Here is a 15638-nt window from a genome sequence, read left to right as displayed (position 1 = left end):
CAAAGGGCACCGACGTCGACCAGCCGCGAAACCTCGCTAAATCCGTTACCGTCGAGTAGCGGCTGGCCGGCTTTTCAGGGTCAGTCGGTTTCGCCCACCGCTTTCCAGATCAGGGCGCCGATCGCGGCGCCCACGATCGGCGCGACCCAGAACAGCCACAGCTGCGACAGGGCCGTGCCACCCGCGAACAGCGCCTGGCTGGTCGAGCGTGCCGGGTTGACCGAGGTGTTGGTGACCGGGATCGAGATCAGGTGAATCAGCGTCAGGGCAAGGCCGATTGCCAGCGGGCCGAACCCGACCGGCGCGCGGCCATGGGTGACGCCCAGGATGACGATCAGGAAGAAGGCCGTCAGCACGATCTCGATCACAAGGCCCGACAGCATCGAATAACCGTCGGGAGAGGCCGCGCCGTAGCCGTTTGCGGCAAAGCTGCCAAGATCGGCACCGGTCTTGCCCGAGGCGATCACGTAAAGAACGGCCGCCGCCAGGATCGCGCCCACAAGCTGCGCGACGATATAGGGGACGACCCGAGAACCGGGAAATCGCCCGGCGACGGTAAGACCAATGGTGACGGCCGGGTTGAAATGCCCGCCCGAGATCCCGCCCACGGCATAGGCCATGGTCACGACCGTCAGGCCGAAGGCCAGGGCAACCCCGGCAAAGCCGATTCCAAGATTGGGGACGCCCGCGGCAAGGATCGCGCTGCCGCAGCCCCCGAAGACCAGCCAGAAGGTGCCGAGAGCTTCCGCGCCCAATTGCTTCTGCATAATTCCACTCCACATGACGATGCGCCGGTCATCCTTGGTGGCCGACGCGGCGATGGTGTCACCGAGTCACATGGGCGTGAAACAAAACTTCATCGGCAATCATCCGCTTGCGTCGGACTGTTGCAGCCCGGCTGCATGTCAGGAGAGAGCCTTAAATCCATGTTCCGCACAGAAAATCGCCGCCCGGATCGGCAGAATCACGGGCGGCGCACAGTCGGGCAGGCTCGCATCCGGCAGGATGCGGATGGGGTGTTTACAGGTGGATCCGCTGGAACGCCGCGCGGTCGATCCCCAGCTTTCCAAGGTCACGCGCAGACGGGATCTTGTGCATCTCGACGGCCGACGCGGCATGGATCGCGGCACGGAACGTGCTGAAAGCCGAACGGAGGGATTGAAGGACGGTCATCTTTGCCACCTGTCTGGTCTCGTGAAATCTCGATACCGTTCAGATGGGCTTGCCGCCCTGTTTCTGCAACGCAGCAAAAGGGCAAGTCCGCCATGCTTTCCCCGCATGGCACGGAATGTGTACGCGCCCCGCGGGGGGCGGGGCGCGTCGGATGGTTAATCCTCGTCCCCGCCCAGCTGGGCCAGGACCTGGCCCTTGCCACGGGCGCGCAGGATCAGCGGGACGATCAGCGCCAGCGCGGCGATCCCCAGAAGCGTCGCGGCGATGGGCGATTGCACCAGCACGGTCCAGTCGCCCTGGCTGATCGACAGCGCGCGGCGCAGCTGCTGTTCTGCCATCGGACCAAGGATCAGGCCGACGACGATCGGCGCGATGGGGTATCCGAACAGACGCATCACATAGCCCAGCACGCCAAAGCCCAGCAGCATCCCCAGCTCGAATGTCGAGGGGTTGGCGCCAATGGTGCCCAGCGTCGCGAACAGCAGGATGCCCGCGTAAAGCCAAGGTTTCGGAACGGTCAGCAGCTTCACCCACAGCCCGATCAGGGGCAGGTTCAGCACCAGAAGCATGGCGTTCGCGATCAGAAGCGAGGCGATCAACCCCCAGACCAGAGTCGGGTTGGTGGCGAACAGAAGCGGTCCCGGTTGCAGGCCGAACTGCTGGAACCCCGCCAGCATGATTGCCGCCGTGGCCGAGGTCGGCAGGCCCAGCGTCAGCAGTGGCACCAGAGTCCCCGCAGCCGAGGCGTTGTTGGCGGCCTCGGGCCCGGCGACGCCTTCGATCGCGCCATTGCCGAATTCCTCGGGGTGCTTGGTCAGCTTCTTCTCGGTCGCATAGCTGAGGAATGTGCCGATCTCGGCCCCGCCAGCGGGCATTGCGCCGATCGGGAAACCAAGCGCGGTTCCGCGCAGCCACGGTTTCCACGACCGCGCCCAGTCATTGCGGCTCATCCAGACGGAACCCTTGACGGCGGTGACCTCATCCTCGTGCTGGTTCATCTGGCCGGCGATGAACAGTGCCTCGCCGATGGCGAACATGGCGACAGCCATGGTCGTGACCTCGATCCCGTCCAGAAGCTCGGGCACGCCAAAGGACAGGCGTGCCTGTCCGGTCAGCTGGTCGATGCCGACACAGGCCAGCGCCAGCCCCAGGAACAGCGAGGTAAGGCCCCGCAGCGCGGAATCGCCGAATGCGGCCGAAACGGTGACGAAGGCCAGTACCATCAGCGCGAAATATTCGCGCGGGCCAAAGACCAGCGCCACCTTGACGATGCTGGGTGCAAGAAAGGCCAGCAGCAGCGTGGCGATCAGGCCCGCGACGAACGAGCCGATGGCGGCTGTCGCCAGTGCCGGCCCGCCACGGCCCTTGCGGGCCATCTTGTTGCCTTCCAGCGCGGTGATGATCGAGGCGCTTTCGCCCGGCGTGTTCAGCAGGATCGAGGTGGTCGAACCACCATACATCCCACCATAATAGATGCCCGCGAACATGATCAGCGAACCCGCCGGGTCCAGCCGATAGGTGACGGGCAGCAGCAGTGCCACGGTCAGTGCTGGGCCAATGCCGGGCAGGACGCCGACAGCGGTGCCCAGCGTCACGCCGATCAGCGCGTAAAGCAGCATCATCGGCTCGGCTGCGGTGACCAGGCCCTGCATCAGGAAATCGAACGCGCCCATACGTCAGCCCCCCGGGAAAAACAGATGTTCAAGCGGCCCTGCAGGCAGGTGCAGCATCAGAAGCTGGGCAAAGACCACCCAGACGGCAAAGGAGAAGACGATGCCCACCGGGATTGTCATCGCCAGATTGCGCTTGCCGAAGGCCCGCGCGGTGAAGGCGAACAGGACGCCCGTCGCGATCGAGAAGCCCGCGGCGTGCAGCAGCAGAAGTTGCGCGGCCAAACCGGCCACGATCCACAGGACCGGCGGGATGTTCTGCGCGGGGCGGTCGGGGAAATCGCCCTTCACCGCCGCGATCACGGTCCAGAGGGCCAGGCCCAGCAGGCCGAAGGACACGACGCGCGGCACGCTGGCCGGACCGACACCGGAATAGCCGCCAAGATCGGCAAGGCGCGCGCTGTCCCACAGCATCACGCCCGCGACGATGGCGAGGCCCGCGGCGATGGCAAGCGCCGCCGTATCACGGCGGCGCGGCATTTTCGGGTCGCTTGCGCTCATTTCACCAGACCGATGTCCTTGAGGACCGTCTGCGTCGAGGAGACGTCCTTCTCAAGCTGGGTGTCGAATTCGGGACCGGCCAGATAGGTGTCCGACCAGCCCTTGTCGGCCAGTTGTTTCTGCCAGTTTTCGGATTTCACCATCTTCTCGATGTCGGCGGTCACCTTGGCCTTCTGTTCGTCCGACAGGCCCGGAGCGGCGGCGACCATCCGCCAGTTCTGCAGTTCGACGTCCAGCCCGGCCTCCTTCAGGGTCGGGGCGTCGGCGCCCTCGACACGCTCGGGGGACGAGACGGCCAGCAGGCGCAGGGTGCCCGCCTTGATCTGCGCATCGAATTCGCCCAGCGAGGAAATGCCTGCCGTCACTTGGTTGCCAAGGATCGCGGCCAGCGCCTCGCCACCGCCGGAATAGGCGATGTAGTTGATCTTGGTCGGATCGACGCCCGCAGCCTTGGCGATCAGGCCCACGGCGATGTGGTCGGTGCCACCGGCCGAGCCACCTGCCCAGCTGACAGCACCCGGATCGGCTTTCAGTGCCTCGACCAGACCGGCAATGTCCTTGATGGGCGAGGCAGCGGGGACCACGATCGCCTCATACTCGCCGGTCAGGCGCGCGATCGGGGTCACGTCCTTCAGCGAGACGGGCGAATTGTTGGTCAGGATGGCGCCCACCATGACATAGCCGCCGACGATCAGTGCGTCCGGGTTGCCCTTGTTCTGGCTGGCGAATTGCGCAAGGCCGATGGTGCCGCCCGCGCCGGGGACGTTCTGGACCTGCACCGATTTCGAGATGCCTTCCTCTTGCAGGACGGTCTGCATGGTGCGCGCGGTCTGGTCCCAGCCACCGCCGGGGTTGGCAGGCGCGATGATGGTATAGTCGGCCAGGGCGGGCATGGCGACGGCGCCGGCAAACAGGCTGACGAGAACGAAGTGCTTCATGACATTCCTCCGCAAGGCGCCGCGACGGTCGATGCCGGAGCGGTCGCATAAGTCTTGTTCTGATCAGAAACCCGCGCTTCTCCCAAAGCGCCGGGCATCCTCCCGGATCGGCACAGGGACCGATCCGGCGACAGTTCCACCACAGGAACCTGTCACGAACCTGACATGGCGCGAAAAAATCGGAAGCGGGGGGTCAGCGCCCCGAAATGGCCTCGGTCCAGCGGGCCAGCAGCTTGGCGCGCGTCGCCTGATCCAGATAGGCCAGAAGCCCCGGACTGACCGGCACCGGCTTCAGCCGCAACCCGGCCAGATCCTGCATCCCGCCCGCAGGGCTTTGCTGCCCCGCGACCTCAAGGCTGACGGCGGACAGGCGCAGCGTCCGTGAAAGCAGGGTCTGCCCCTCGGGGGACATCAGAAAGGACAGAAGCTCGGCCCCCAGTTCGGGGTGGCGCGCCGCCGCGGGAACCAGAGCCACGCGCGAGACGACGACGGTGAAATCGCGCGGCAGGATCAGCCCGACATCGGGATGCCGCCGCGCCCAATCCGCCGCATAAGAGCCCAGAAGGTTGTATCCGATCGCCAGCCTGCCGTCCGAGATCCGCTCAAGCAGGGCGCTGCTGGTCGGAAATTGCTGGACGCCCGCGCGTCCCATCGCCTGCACCACCGACCAGATGCCGGGGTAAAGTTCCTGGTCGCGCGCCATGAACAGATAACCCACGCCAGAGCGGGCGATGTCATAGGTGCCGATCCGCCCCCGCGCCTGATCTGGATGCCCCGCGATCCAGCGCACCAGATCCGCGCGGGTGGCGGGCGGTTCCTGCCCGGCAAAGCTGGGCTTGTGATAGGCAAAGACCGCGGGTTCGAATGTCAGGGCATAGGCCGTGTCCCGCCAGTTCGCCCAATCCGGCCAGTCCGGCGTGTCGGGCGTCACGACCGCGCGGGCAAAGCCGTCATTCGCCAGCTTGATCTGCAGGTCCATTGCCGATGAAAAGGCGAAATCCGCCGTGCCGGTGCCCTGGCGCGTCTCGCGCACGATGCGTTCATGCAACTCGCCGGTCAGCAGGTTGTCATAGCGCACCGCCAGATCCGGATGCCGGGCCTGAAACGCCTGCAGCAAGGGCGCGGCCAGGTCGTTGTCGAGCGAGGAATAGACGACGATTTCCCGCGCCGAGGTGCCGGAAGGGGCGGGAAACAGGACCGTCTGCGCCCCCGAGGTTGCGACAGAAAGCGCAAGGAAGGCAGCGATTGCTGGCAATAGGGCGGGCAGGCGCATGATCGGCCAAGATTGCCCCAGCCCGGCGCCGTTCACAAGCGCCGCGCATGAGGCTAGGTTCTGCCGGTAAGGGAGGACGGGCGTGCGCATCTTGCTGGTCGAGGACAATCTTTCGCTGGCCGAAGGGCTTTCGGCGCTGCTTCGGCAGGCGGGCTATGCCGTGGACGTGGTCCATGACGGGGCCTCTGCCGAGGCGCTGGCGGCGGCCGAAAGCTTCGATCTGGTCATCCTTGATCTGAACCTGCCGCAGATGGACGGGCTCGAGGTGCTGCGCGCCATGCGCGGGCGACGGAACACGGCCGCGGTAATGATCCTGACCGCGCGCGGTTCACCCGAGGAACGGGTGCGCGGGCTGGATCTTGGCGCGGACGACTATCTGATCAAGCCCTTCGACATCGGCGAGTTCGAGGCGCGGATCCGCTCGCTGCTGCGGCGACAGGCGGGCCTGCGCAATGCGACCGTCAGCTTCGGCGGATTGAGTTTCGACCAGAACAGCCGCAGCTTTCTGGTCGAAGGGCAGCTTCTGGACCTGCCGGCGCGGGAACGGGGGCTGCTGGAACTGCTGATTACCCGGGCGGGCAAGGTGGTGCCGCGCGAAGCCATCGTGCAATCCCTGACCTCGTTGGAGGATGACCTGTCCGCCAATGCGATCGAGCAATATGTCAGCCGCCTTCGCAAGCGCCTTGCGCCTGCGGGCCTGACCGTCCGGACCGCACGCGGGATCGGATATTACCTTGACCGGGCCTCGCCGTGACGCGGCACGGGCCATTCTCGATCCGGCGCCGCCTGCTGGTCTGGCTGCTGGTGGCGACAGCGGCCCTTGGCGTATTGGCGCTGCTTGACACCCGGAGCGAGGCTGAACGCATGGCGACCGCGCTGGCCGACCGTGTGCTGGCCGGGTCGGCGCTGGTGATCGCCGAACGCGCCTCGCTGGACGAAAACGGGCTTATCGCCATCGACATTCCCTATGGCGCGCTGGAAATGCTGAGTTCCGCTGCCGAGGACCGTGTGTTTTACCGGGTCGATGGACCGCCCGGCCACGTCGTGACGGGCTATGACGATCTGCCCGTGGCGAATGCCGTGCAGGGGGGAGATCCGGCCTTTTCGACCGGCGTTTTCCGGGGCGAGCCGGTGCGCGTCGCCAGCCTTGCGCGCGCGGCTTCGACCGGGATCGACGAGGTGCCCTTTGTCGTGACCGTGGCCGAGACCACCAAGGCGCGGGTCGAACTGACGCGTGCGATCATGATGCGCTCGGCCCTGCGGCTTTCGCTGATGATCCTGGGTGCGGCGGCGATTGTCGCGCTGGCGGTCACGATTTCGCTTCGGCCGCTGTATCGGCTGGGCGACGCCATTGCCGAACGAAGTCCCGACGACCTGAGCCCGGTCGAGACGCCGGTCCCGTCCGAGGTGCGCGGTCTGGTCGGGACGATCAACCTGTTCATGTCGCGGCTGAAATCGGCACTGGACGGGCTGCGGAACTTCAGTGGCAATGCCGGGCATCAATTGCGCACGCCCTTGGCCGTGGTCCGCACCCAGCTTGCACTTGCCGCCCGCGCCTCGAACCTTGGGGACGCGCAGGCGGCGGCGGCCAAGGGCGATGCCGCGGTCGCCCATGCCGAACGGATCCTGGCGCAATTGCTGCTGCTTGCCCGTGTTGATGCCGCGTCGGGGCGTTCGCATGGAACGCTGGACCTGGCCGGCTTTGCCCGCGCCCAGACCGCCGAGCGGATCCCCGAGGCCGCCGAGGCCGGCATAGATCTGGGCTATGAGGGCGATGTAGGCGCTCTTCCGGTCCGGGCCGAACCGCTGCTTCTGGGCGAGGCGCTGCAGAACCTGATCGCGAACGCGCTTCTGCATACCGGGCCGGGCGCTGTCGTCACCGTCCGAGCCCGTCGCGAAGGCGATTCGGCGATTCTGGAGGTCGAGGATGACGGACCCGGCATCCCGGCCGAGGCGCGAAGCGCCGCGATCAGCCGTTTTGCCCGTGGCCGCACGCATGGACCGGGCATGGGGCTCGGCCTGCCGGTTGTCGAGGAAATCGCACGACTTTTCGGCGGGGCGCTTGGTCTTCATGATGGAAAAGGGGGCAGGGGCCTTTGCGCCCGCATCCGTTTTCCGCTGTCCGACGCGTGATCCGAAAGCGCTGATAGCGCAAAACTGGAAGATCAGGCTTGCGTTCTGCGAATGGAGCCCCCATTTTCCCGCCATTCGCGTTTTCGTGAATACAGTTTGGTGTCCGGGCCCCTCTGGCGAAACGTGGCGGCACGTTCGTGATGTCGGCATCGATCTTTTACCAGCCGCCTGGACCCTAGTCTTATCATGCAGCAAGGAAGCAACCCTCTCGCGGGGGGAACCGCGAATGGAGCCCAATCATCCACCCTCAGCTATTTCCGCTGGTCCTTCATCGTCACGGCCATCGGCCTGGCGCTGGGCGCGGTGCTAGGGTGGCAATCGACCGGCACGGTCGGCGGGACGCTGTCCGTCTTTTTCATCTGTGCCGTTCTTGCGGTGCTTGAGATCTCGCTCAGTTTCGACAACGCCATCGTCAACGCGAACAAGCTGAAGGACATGACCCCGGCCTGGCAGCGCCGCTTCCTGACCTGGGGTATCATCATTGCCGTTTTCGGCATGCGGATCGTCTTCCCTCTGCTGATCGTCGTGATCGCTGCCAATATCGGCCCCTGGCAAGCGATGGTTCTGGCTGCGACCCAGCCCGACCAGTATTCCGCGATCATGCACGACGCGCACCTGCCCATCGCGGCCTTCGGCGGCACCTTCCTGATGATGGTCGGCCTGTCGTTCTTCTTCGACCATGAAAAGGACGTGCACTGGGTTCGCTGGCTGGAAGACAAGATGACCCGCTATGCCACCATCCGCGGCATCGAGGTCGCGGTCGTGCTGGTCACCGTCCTGATCTTCTCGCGCTTCCTGGGCGAGGCGGAATCCGAGATCTTCTTCCGCTCGGCGATCTGGGGTCTTCTGACCTTCCTGCTGGTCGAGGTTCTCGGCGGGCTTCTGGACAGCACGCAGAAACAGACGCTGCAGGCGGGCGCCAAGGGTGGTCTGGGCGCGTTCCTGTATCTTGAGGTTCTGGATGCTTCGTTCAGCTTCGACGGCGTGATCGGTGCGTTCGCGCTGACCCACAACCTGTTCGTCATCGCTATCGGCCTTGGCATCGGCGCGATGTATGTCCGCTCGATGACCATCATGCTGGTCGAGCGCGGCACCCTGGCCGAATACCGCTTCCTTGAGCATGGCGCGTTCTACGCGATCATCGCACTGTCGATCATCATGTTCATCCAGCCGCTGATGCATATCCCCGAGGTCATCACCGGCCTTGGCGGCGCGACGCTGATCGGCATCTCGCTCTGGTCCTCGATCCGCTGGAACCGCAAGCGGGTGGCAAAGGGCTGATCGTTCGCCATCGCAACGACATTGGCCGTCCCCGGACAGCGGGGGCGGCCTTTTTTCTGCCCGCGCGCGACAGGGCGGTGTAACATGGCCCCGGTGTTTCTTTTGAACGAGTAATTTACGTGCGTTACGTGACCTTCCTGATTCTTGCGCTTGCGGTGTTGGCCGCGTTCTATCTGGCCTTTCGCTGGCGGGGCGGCTGGGTGCCCCGCGCAGGACTGATCGCCGCCGCGCTGGCGATGATCGCGTTCGGATCATGGCGCATGATGCCGCAGGCCATGCCCGCCCATGACAGCGGGCAGGATGTCCTGTCCCTTTACGAACAGAAGCGCATCCTGCCGGACGGCCCGATCCCGGTCTATCACCTTGGCCACAGCCTGGTCGGACGGGACATGCCGGCGATGCTGGCGCAGCTTGCCGGGCATGATTATGCCCTGCAACTGGGCTGGGGCACGGCGCTTCGCGAGCATTTCGAACCGGGTGAGACCATCAATGGCTTCGCGCAGGAAAATGTCACGCCCCGTTACCGCGACGCCCACAAGGCGCTGGCCAGTCGCGACTACGCCGCCTTCGTCATGACCGAAATGGTCGATCTGAAGGATGCGATCCTTTACAAGGACGCGATCACCTATGCCGGCAAATGGGCGGCTGAGGCGGTGGCCGACAACCCGGACGTGCAGGTCTTCCTGTATGAGACATGGCCCCGGCTGGACGCGAAACCGGACTGGCTGGCGCGCTTGCCGCAGGATCTGGACCAGCTGTGGAGCCAGCTTCTGTGGTCGGCAACTCGCGCGGCGGGCCGTCCGGTCTGGCTGATCCCGGCGGGGCAGGTCATGGCCCGTCTGGTGACCGAGGCCGAGGCCAAGGGCGGTATCGCCGAACTGAAAAGCCGCGAGGACCTGTTCGGTCGCCAGCCCGATGGCAGCCTTGATCCGATCCATCCGAACGACCTTGGCTTCTATCTTGTCGCGCTGACGCATTACGCGGTCATCTATGGCAAAAGTCCGGTCGGCTTGCCGCGCCAGTTGATGCACGCGGACGGCACCCCGGCGCGCGCGCCTTCGCCCGAACTTGCGCGGCGAATGCAGGAAATCGTGTGGGAGGTCGTCACCAGCCAGCCCCTGACCGGGCTGTAGGGTCGGACTGCCCGCAGGGAACCCGACCCGCCCTTTCCGCGTCCTTTTCAGGAAGCGGCTAACCGCCGCTAGCAGAAAACGGAAAGGATACCACCATGAAGATCCTGTCTGCAGCCCTGATCGGGGGCGCGATGCTGATCCTTGCGGGATGCGGGGATAACCCGACCGAACGCGCCGCGACCGGAGGCATCGGGGGCGCCGTGGTCGGCGGCCCGGTCGGTGCCGTCGCGGGCGCGACCGTGGGTGCGGCCACCGCGAACTAGACGCGCGATCCCTGGCGGATCAGCAAAAGCCATTCGCGGATCGCCTGCAGCGCCGGCGGCTCGTCCAGGAAGGGGACATGGCCGCGATCGGGAACCTCGGCAAAGATCATGTCGGGACGGCGGCGCTGCATTTCGGCCGCGACCTCGGCTGACAGCAGGTCGGAATTGCCACCCCGGATCAGTGCCAGCGGAAGATCCCGCATGGTGTCAAACAGTGGCCACAGGTCGATATCCGGTCCGCCAAAGGCCGAAAGCGTGGCGTCGCGCAGCGCCGGATCATAGGTGATCTTCAGACCCTCGGGCGTTTCGCGGTAATGGCGCAGGGCCTCGGCCAGCCAGCGGCTGGCGGGCACATTGCGAAATTCGGGCATCAGCTTGGGCAGCTTGGCGGCCAGTTCGGCATGGCTGCGGGCGGCGGGATTGCGGCCGACGTAATCCTTGATCTTTTCAAGCCCTGCGCGCGCCAGCATTGGGCCGACATCGTTCAGGCAAAGCCCATGCAGCCGGTTGCCCGAGGTGGCGGCCAGATACATGCCGATCAGCCCACCGCGCGATGTGCCCAGGATCGCCGCCTGCTCGATCTCAAGATGGTTGAGCAGGTCCAGCGCGTCGCGCGCCTCTTGCTGGACGGTATAGCTGTCGGCGCCCGTCCAATCCGACGCGCCCCGGCCGCGATAATCGGGGCGGATCAGCCTGACCCCGTCCAGCAGCGGCGCGACATAGTCGAAATCGCCCCCCGTCCGCGTCAGCCCGGACAGAGCCAGAATCGGCAGCCCCTCGCCCTCGTCGCGAAAGGCAAGGCGCGCGCCATCCCCCGCGACGAAGTGGCGGGGTTCCATCACAGGTTTTCCGATTGCGGCATCCCAAGGATGTGATAGCCGCCATCGACCAGCACGGTTTCGCCCGTGGTGCAGGCACCCCAGTCCGAACACAGCCAGACAGCGGTGCCGCCGATCGCTTCCAGCGTGGCATTGGCGCGCAGGGGGGCGTTCGCCTCGGTATGGCGATAGGTCTTGCGCGCGCCACCGATGGCCGCGCCAGCCAGCGTCTTCATCGGGCCGGGGCTGATCGCGTTGACGCGGATGTTTTCGGGGCCGAGGTCGTTGGCCAGGTAACGGACCGCCGATTCCAGCGCCGCCTTGGCGACGCCCATGACGTTGTAGAAGGGCGTCACCCGGTTCGACCCGCCATAGGTCAGGGTGATGATCGAGCCACCATCGGTCATCAGCGGACGCGCGCGGCGCGCCACGTCGACCAGCGAATAGCACGAGATGGTCAGCGAGTTCTTGAAGTTCTCGCGCGAGGTATCGACGAAGCGACCGGTCAGCTCGTTCTTGTCGGAAAAGGCGATGGCATGGACCAGGAAGTCCAGCTTGCCCCAGCGTTGCCCGATCTGATCGAAGGCCGCATCCAGCGACGCGTCGTCAAGGACGTTCACGTCCAGCAGGAAATCCGATCCGACCGATTGCGCCAGCGGTTCGACCCGCTTGCCGAAGGCGTCGCCCTGGTATGAAAAGGCCAGCTCCGCGCCCTGGTCGGCCAGCGCCTTGGCGATGCCCCACGCGATCGAGCGGTCATTCGCGACCCCCATCACAAGGCCGCGCTTCCCCTTCATCAAGTCTGTCATGGTCGATTATCCGATATACTTGGACAGCAGCATCGAACCGTTCGTGCCGCCGAAGCCGAAGGAATTGGTCATCACCGTATCAAGCCCGGCGTTTTCGACAAGCTTCGTCGCGATTTCACGTTCGTGAATTGCGGCGTCCAGCGTCTCGACATTGATCGAGGGGGCGATGAAATCGTTTTCCAGCATCAGAAGGCAATAGATCGCCTCTTGTGCGCCGGTCGCGCCCTGGCTGTGGCCGGTCATCGACTTGGTGGACGAGATCGGGGGCGTCGCGCCCAGGCCAAAGACGCGGCGCACGGCCTCGACTTCGCCCACGTCGCCCACCGGGGTCGAGGTGCCATGTGCGTTGATATACCCGACCTTGCGTCCTTGCGGCAGCGTTTCCAGCGCAAGGCGCATGGCGCGTTCGCCGCCTTCGCCCGAAGGGGCCACCATGTCATGCCCGTCAGAGGTCGCGGCATAGCCGGTCACTTCGGCATAGATCTTGGCACCGCGCGCCTTGGCGTGTTCCAGTTCCTCAAGCACGAGGATGCCGCCACCGCCCGAGATGACGAAGCCGTCCCGGTTCGCGTCAAAGGCGCGCGAGGCCTTTTCCGGCTGGTCGTTGAATTTCGAGGACATCGCGCCCATCGCGTCGAACAGGCAGCTGAGCGTCCAGTCCAGTTCCTCGGCGCCGCCCGCGAACATGATGTCCTGCCGGCCCATCGCGATCTGCTCGGCCGCGTTCCCGATGCAATGCAGCGAGGTCGAGCAGGCCGAGGTGATCGAATAGTTCACGCCCTTGATGCGATAGGCCGTGGACAGGTTGGCCGAGATCGTCGAGCTCATGCATTTCGGCACCGCGAAGGGGCCGATGCGCTTGGGCGCGCCCGATGTCAGCACCGTCTGGTGCGCCGCGAACATGCTGGAGGTCGACGGCCCGCCGGACCCGGCGATCAGGCCGGTGCGCGGATTGACGATATCCGTTTCCTCAAGCCCCGCATCCGCGATGGCTTGCTGCATGGCGATATAGGCATAGGCCGCGCCGGGACCCATGAAGCGCAGCAGGCGCTTGTCGACATGTTCCTTGATGTCCAGTTTGACCGCGCCGGCGACTTGGCTGCGGAAACCGTATTCCTTCATGTCCTCATTGGCGGTGATGCCGGATTTTCCGGCCTTCAACGCGGCAAGGACCTCGTTCTTGTCGTTTCCGATGCTGGAAACGATGCCTAGACCAGTGACGACGACGCGGCGCATGGGCGTTCTCCTGAATTCGAAGTCAGCTTTCCGACAGCGCGACTTTCATGTCCTTGACCTGGTAGATGACTTCGCCATCAGCCTCGACGCGGCCGTCGGCGACGCCCATGGTCAGGCGACGGGTCTGCACCGCCTTGGTGAAGTCTACATGATAGCGCAGCAGCTTGCGATCCGGGCGGACCATGCCGGTCAGCTTGACCTCGCCCACGCCAAGTGCATAGCCGCGGCCCTGCCAGCCGCGCCAGCCAAGGTTGAAGCCGGTCAGCTGCCAGAGCCCGTCAAGGCCAAGGCAGCCGGGCATGATCGGATTGCCGGGGAAATGGCAGGCGAAGAACCACAGGTCGGGGGTAATGTCGAATTCGGCCACGACATGGCCCTTGCCATGGGCTCCGCCATCGGCCGAGATCTCGGTGATGCGGTCCATCATCAGCATCGGCGGCTCGGGCAATTGCGCATTGCCGGGGCCGAACAGCTCTCCGCGGGCGCAGGCCAGCAGATCTTCCTTGTCAAAGCTTGTCCGGGTCATCGTCATGCGCGTCTATTCTCCCTCGATCCGACATGGCGTCAAACGGCAGCCGCATCGGGGAACCCGGCGCGAAACCTTGGCCGGGTCTATCATTCACGCCCGCAAAGGTGCAAGGGCCGCAGGCCCACAGGCAGCGTCTCGGGACGCGATGCCGTGTCGCGGTTGGGTCAGAACCATTGCCCCGGCTCCATCAGGCCGAAGTCCATCAACTGCTGCGACTGCCAGCGGAAAGGTTGCGAGTTGCGCCAGGCGAATGTCTCGATCTGCTGACGAGATCCGGGGTTGCGCGCCAGGGCCTTGGCCACGCGGAACGACGCGACCGCAGCCGTCAGATTGTGGTGCCAAGGGCAGGAATAGGTGTTGTATTCCGCAACGTTGAAGCGGTGGTCGGACAGAAGCCGCAGGCCTGGCTGGCTGCGGAATAGTGAAATCCGGTCGATCCGGCGACGGTCGGCGGGAATGTGTTCCTCGAACCGCCAGCGCAGGCCGCCATGAAAATCCAGCTGGCGATCCAGCTGCTTGCCATCGCGATCGGCGCGACCCAGCGCGAAATAGCCCGAACGGTCGAACATCGCCTCGTTGATGCTGACGGCATCGGGGAAGCGGTGCAGGTCCGGGGCGTAAAGATCGACGACATAGCTTAGCATCGCCCGTCGCCGCTCTTCGGTATGGAAGGCCAGCATCTCGCCCACGGTGCGGCTTTCCGAGAACGGATAGAACAGGAACTCGGCGTTGTAGCCGTAATACATCCATATGTCCGGTGGCGCGACGTCCAGGACCGCGTTGACCGCCCGGACATGGGCATCCTGGCCGCGCGTGTCGAATTTCAGGTTGACGATGCGCCCCTCTGCCTCTTCGGGCAGGACATGGGGGGGCAGGGGGTCGGCGGAAAGCGCAAGGATCAGCCGGAAGCCGCATTTCAGGTGATGCGCCAGGGTGTGTCCGACGGCGATCGCATCCTCGATCAAAAGAATCGCGATCGGCCCCTTCTGAAGCCGGTCGGGCGCGTCCTTGAGGAAGTCGGCCAAGGTCTGGTGTGTCATTGCCCGACACCCCGCAATTCGGGTTGGGTCGGGTCAGCGCTCGGGGACCGGTGGTCTGGCGCAGCGGGTTTCGTCATTGCCGGACCGGCAAGGAACCACATGGCGTTCTCCGTCAGGATGTTCCCATCGGAGCCTCTATGGCATGTCCGTCCGTCTGTGGTAAAGTCGGGTCGAGCCCTCGGGCCAGAAGCAGGCCCGTCGCCGCCGAAACAGCCGAATTCCTGCGCGAATCCGGTTGAAATACGCGTTTTGCAGGGCTATTTAACCGCGCAAAGCTCCGGCGATATAAGGAAGACAGCCATAGCCCGCAGACCGCATAACGCTCCGCCCACCCGTGACACCGGCCCCCGCGTCAACGAACGAATCCGAGTCGCCGAAATCCGCCTGATCGGCGCGGAAGGTGAAAACATCGGCGTCGTCACACCTGCGCGCGGTCTGGAGCTGGCACAGGAAGCCGGGCTGGACCTGGTCGAGATTTCGCCCAATGCCGTGCCCCCGGTCTGCAAGATCATGGATCTCGGCAAGTTCAAATACGAACAGCAAAAACGCGAGGCCGAGGCGCGCAAGAAGCAGAAGATCATCGAAATCAAGGAGATCAAGTTCCGCCCCGGAACCGATACCCACGATTACGACGTCAAGATGCGTTCGGTCATGAAGTTCCTGGACGAGGGCGACAAGGTCAAGGTGACCCTGCGCTTCCGCGGGCGCGAAATGGCGCACCAGCAGCTTGGGCTTGAGCTTCTGAACCGCGTGGCCGGCGATGTCGGCGAGGCGGGAAAGATCGAGTCGATGCCCAAGCTTGAAGGGCGTCAGATGGTGATGATGATCGCCCCCAAATAAG

17 protein-coding genes are annotated in these 15638 nt (G+C 64.9%); 6 read left to right on the top strand and 11 right to left on the bottom strand.

The features are described from left to right. Positions 1-80: 80 nt before the first annotated feature. The 6 genes from aqpZ to RM190_RS14465 all read right to left on the bottom strand — a co-directional run bounded on the left by aqpZ (position 81) and on the right by RM190_RS14465 (position 5645). Positions 81-767, bottom strand: a complete 687-nt coding sequence (gene aqpZ / locus RM190_RS14490; RefSeq protein WP_311760163.1) for an aquaporin Z — start codon at positions 765-767, stop codon at positions 81-83. 253 nt (positions 768-1020) lie between these two features. Continuing rightward, positions 1021-1173: a hypothetical protein gene (locus tag RM190_RS14485; RefSeq protein WP_311760162.1), complete on the bottom strand. Its 153-nt coding sequence runs from the start codon at positions 1171-1173 to the stop codon at positions 1021-1023. A 155-nt stretch (positions 1174-1328) separates the two neighbouring features. Continuing rightward, complete coding sequence (locus RM190_RS14480) at positions 1329-2846, bottom strand: tripartite tricarboxylate transporter permease (RefSeq protein WP_311760161.1); 1518 nt, start codon at positions 2844-2846, stop codon at positions 1329-1331. A gap of 3 nt (positions 2847-2849) precedes the next feature. Further along, positions 2850-3344, bottom strand: coding sequence for a tripartite tricarboxylate transporter TctB family protein (locus RM190_RS14475; protein ID WP_311760160.1), 495 nt, complete (start codon positions 3342-3344; stop codon positions 2850-2852). Beyond that, positions 3341-4282: a Bug family tripartite tricarboxylate transporter substrate binding protein gene (locus RM190_RS14470; protein ID WP_311760159.1), complete on the bottom strand. Its 942-nt coding sequence runs from the start codon at positions 4280-4282 to the stop codon at positions 3341-3343. The genes RM190_RS14475 and RM190_RS14470 overlap by 4 nt, the downstream gene beginning before the upstream one ends. A gap of 193 nt (positions 4283-4475) precedes the next feature. Next, positions 4476-5645 carry an ABC transporter substrate-binding protein gene (locus tag RM190_RS14465; RefSeq protein WP_311760158.1) on the bottom strand — a complete coding sequence of 390 codons (1170 nt, stop codon included), beginning with the start codon at positions 5643-5645 and terminating at the stop codon, positions 4476-4478. Between RM190_RS14465 and RM190_RS14460 the strand changes: the two genes are divergently transcribed. From RM190_RS14460 to RM190_RS14440, 5 genes are all read left to right on the top strand, one after another. Next, on the top strand, positions 5638-6309 hold the full coding sequence (locus RM190_RS14460; RefSeq protein ID WP_311760157.1) for a response regulator transcription factor: 672 nt from the start codon (positions 5638-5640) through the stop codon (positions 6307-6309). The two genes, RM190_RS14465 and RM190_RS14460, sit on opposite strands and share 8 nt — an antisense overlap. Continuing rightward, positions 6306-7688: a sensor histidine kinase gene (locus RM190_RS14455; protein ID WP_311760156.1), complete on the top strand. Its 1383-nt coding sequence runs from the start codon at positions 6306-6308 to the stop codon at positions 7686-7688. Before RM190_RS14460 ends, RM190_RS14455 begins: the two co-directional genes overlap by 4 nt. 186 nt (positions 7689-7874) lie before the next feature. Further along, positions 7875-8969: a DUF475 domain-containing protein gene (locus RM190_RS14450; protein ID WP_311760155.1), complete on the top strand. Its 1095-nt coding sequence runs from the start codon at positions 7875-7877 to the stop codon at positions 8967-8969. A 119-nt stretch (positions 8970-9088) separates the two neighbouring features. Continuing rightward, positions 9089-10102 (top strand): hypothetical protein, encoded by a 1014-nt coding sequence (locus RM190_RS14445; RefSeq protein WP_311760154.1) that lies wholly within the window; start codon positions 9089-9091, stop codon positions 10100-10102. Positions 10103-10197: 95 nt separating this feature from the next. Further along, the gene (locus RM190_RS14440) at positions 10198-10365 is read left to right on the top strand and encodes a hypothetical protein (RefSeq protein ID WP_311760153.1); all 168 of its coding nucleotides are present in this window, start codon (positions 10198-10200) and stop codon (positions 10363-10365) included. Here the strand turns inward: RM190_RS14440 and RM190_RS14435 are convergent. The 5 genes from RM190_RS14435 to RM190_RS14415 all read right to left on the bottom strand — a co-directional run bounded on the left by RM190_RS14435 (position 10362) and on the right by RM190_RS14415 (position 14797). After that, the gene (locus tag RM190_RS14435) at positions 10362-11204 is read right to left on the bottom strand and encodes an alpha/beta fold hydrolase (protein WP_311760152.1); all 843 of its coding nucleotides are present in this window, start codon (positions 11202-11204) and stop codon (positions 10362-10364) included. The genes RM190_RS14440 and RM190_RS14435 overlap by 4 nt on opposite strands. Beyond that, positions 11204-11992, bottom strand: a complete 789-nt coding sequence (locus RM190_RS14430; protein WP_311760151.1) for an enoyl-ACP reductase FabI — start codon at positions 11990-11992, stop codon at positions 11204-11206. Before RM190_RS14430 ends, RM190_RS14435 begins: the two co-directional genes overlap by 1 nt. 6 nt (positions 11993-11998) lie before the next feature. Next, the gene (gene fabB / locus RM190_RS14425; protein ID WP_311760150.1) at positions 11999-13228 is read right to left on the bottom strand and encodes a beta-ketoacyl-ACP synthase I; all 1230 of its coding nucleotides are present in this window, start codon (positions 13226-13228) and stop codon (positions 11999-12001) included. Positions 13229-13250: 22 nt separating this feature from the next. Beyond that, a complete protein-coding gene (gene fabA / locus RM190_RS14420; protein WP_311760149.1) occupies positions 13251-13760 on the bottom strand; it encodes a bifunctional 3-hydroxydecanoyl-ACP dehydratase/trans-2-decenoyl-ACP isomerase in 510 nt (169 codons plus the stop codon). Positions 13761-13921: 161 nt separating this feature from the next. Continuing rightward, positions 13922-14797: a glycosyltransferase family 2 protein gene (locus RM190_RS14415; protein ID WP_311760148.1), complete on the bottom strand. Its 876-nt coding sequence runs from the start codon at positions 14795-14797 to the stop codon at positions 13922-13924. Positions 14798-14896: 99 nt separating this feature from the next. On the opposite strand from RM190_RS14415, the gene infC reads away from it, so the two are divergent. Then, the gene (infC, locus tag RM190_RS14410) at positions 14897-15637 is read left to right on the top strand and encodes a translation initiation factor IF-3 (protein ID WP_311760147.1); all 741 of its coding nucleotides are present in this window, start codon (positions 14897-14899) and stop codon (positions 15635-15637) included. The last annotated feature ends 1 nt before the right edge of the window (position 15638 follow it).

It is taken from the genome of Paracoccus broussonetiae, from assembly GCF_031854425.1.
Lineage (GTDB): Bacteria > Pseudomonadota > Alphaproteobacteria > Rhodobacterales > Rhodobacteraceae > Paracoccus > Paracoccus broussonetiae.
This window is presented reverse-complemented; position numbering and strand designations above follow the sequence as displayed.

Bases quoted from the DNA above. Each gene is read 5' to 3' on its own strand.
- aqpZ (WP_311760163.1), bottom strand. From the start codon at position 767: ATGCAGAAGCAATTGGGCGCGGAAGCTCTCGGCACCTTCTGGCTGGTC.
- RM190_RS14485 (WP_311760162.1), bottom strand. From the start codon at position 1,173: ATGACCGTCCTTCAATCCCTCCGTTCGGCTTTCAGCACGTTCCGTGCC.
- RM190_RS14480 (WP_311760161.1), bottom strand. From the start codon at position 2,846: ATGGGCGCGTTCGATTTCCTGATGCAGGGCCTGGTCACCGCAGCCGAG.
- RM190_RS14475 (WP_311760160.1), bottom strand. From the start codon at position 3,344: ATGAGCGCAAGCGACCCGAAAATGCCGCGCCGCCGTGATACGGCGGCG.
- RM190_RS14470 (WP_311760159.1), bottom strand. From the start codon at position 4,282: ATGAAGCACTTCGTTCTCGTCAGCCTGTTTGCCGGCGCCGTCGCCATG.
- RM190_RS14465 (WP_311760158.1), bottom strand. From the start codon at position 5,645: ATGCGCACGCCCGTCCTCCCTTACCGGCAGAACCTAGCCTCATGCGCG.
- RM190_RS14450 (WP_311760155.1), top strand. From the start codon at position 7,875: ATGCAGCAAGGAAGCAACCCTCTCGCGGGGGGAACCGCGAATGGAGCC.
- RM190_RS14440 (WP_311760153.1), top strand. From the start codon at position 10,198: ATGAAGATCCTGTCTGCAGCCCTGATCGGGGGCGCGATGCTGATCCTT.
- RM190_RS14435 (WP_311760152.1), bottom strand. From the start codon at position 11,204: ATGGAACCCCGCCACTTCGTCGCGGGGGATGGCGCGCGCCTTGCCTTT.
- RM190_RS14430 (WP_311760151.1), bottom strand. From the start codon at position 11,992: ATGACAGACTTGATGAAGGGGAAGCGCGGCCTTGTGATGGGGGTCGCG.
- fabB (WP_311760150.1), bottom strand. From the start codon at position 13,228: ATGCGCCGCGTCGTCGTCACTGGTCTAGGCATCGTTTCCAGCATCGGA.
- fabA (WP_311760149.1), bottom strand. From the start codon at position 13,760: ATGACGATGACCCGGACAAGCTTTGACAAGGAAGATCTGCTGGCCTGC.
- RM190_RS14415 (WP_311760148.1), bottom strand. From the start codon at position 14,797: ATGACACACCAGACCTTGGCCGACTTCCTCAAGGACGCGCCCGACCGG.
- infC (WP_311760147.1), top strand. From the start codon at position 14,897: ATGGCGTTCTCCGTCAGGATGTTCCCATCGGAGCCTCTATGGCATGTC.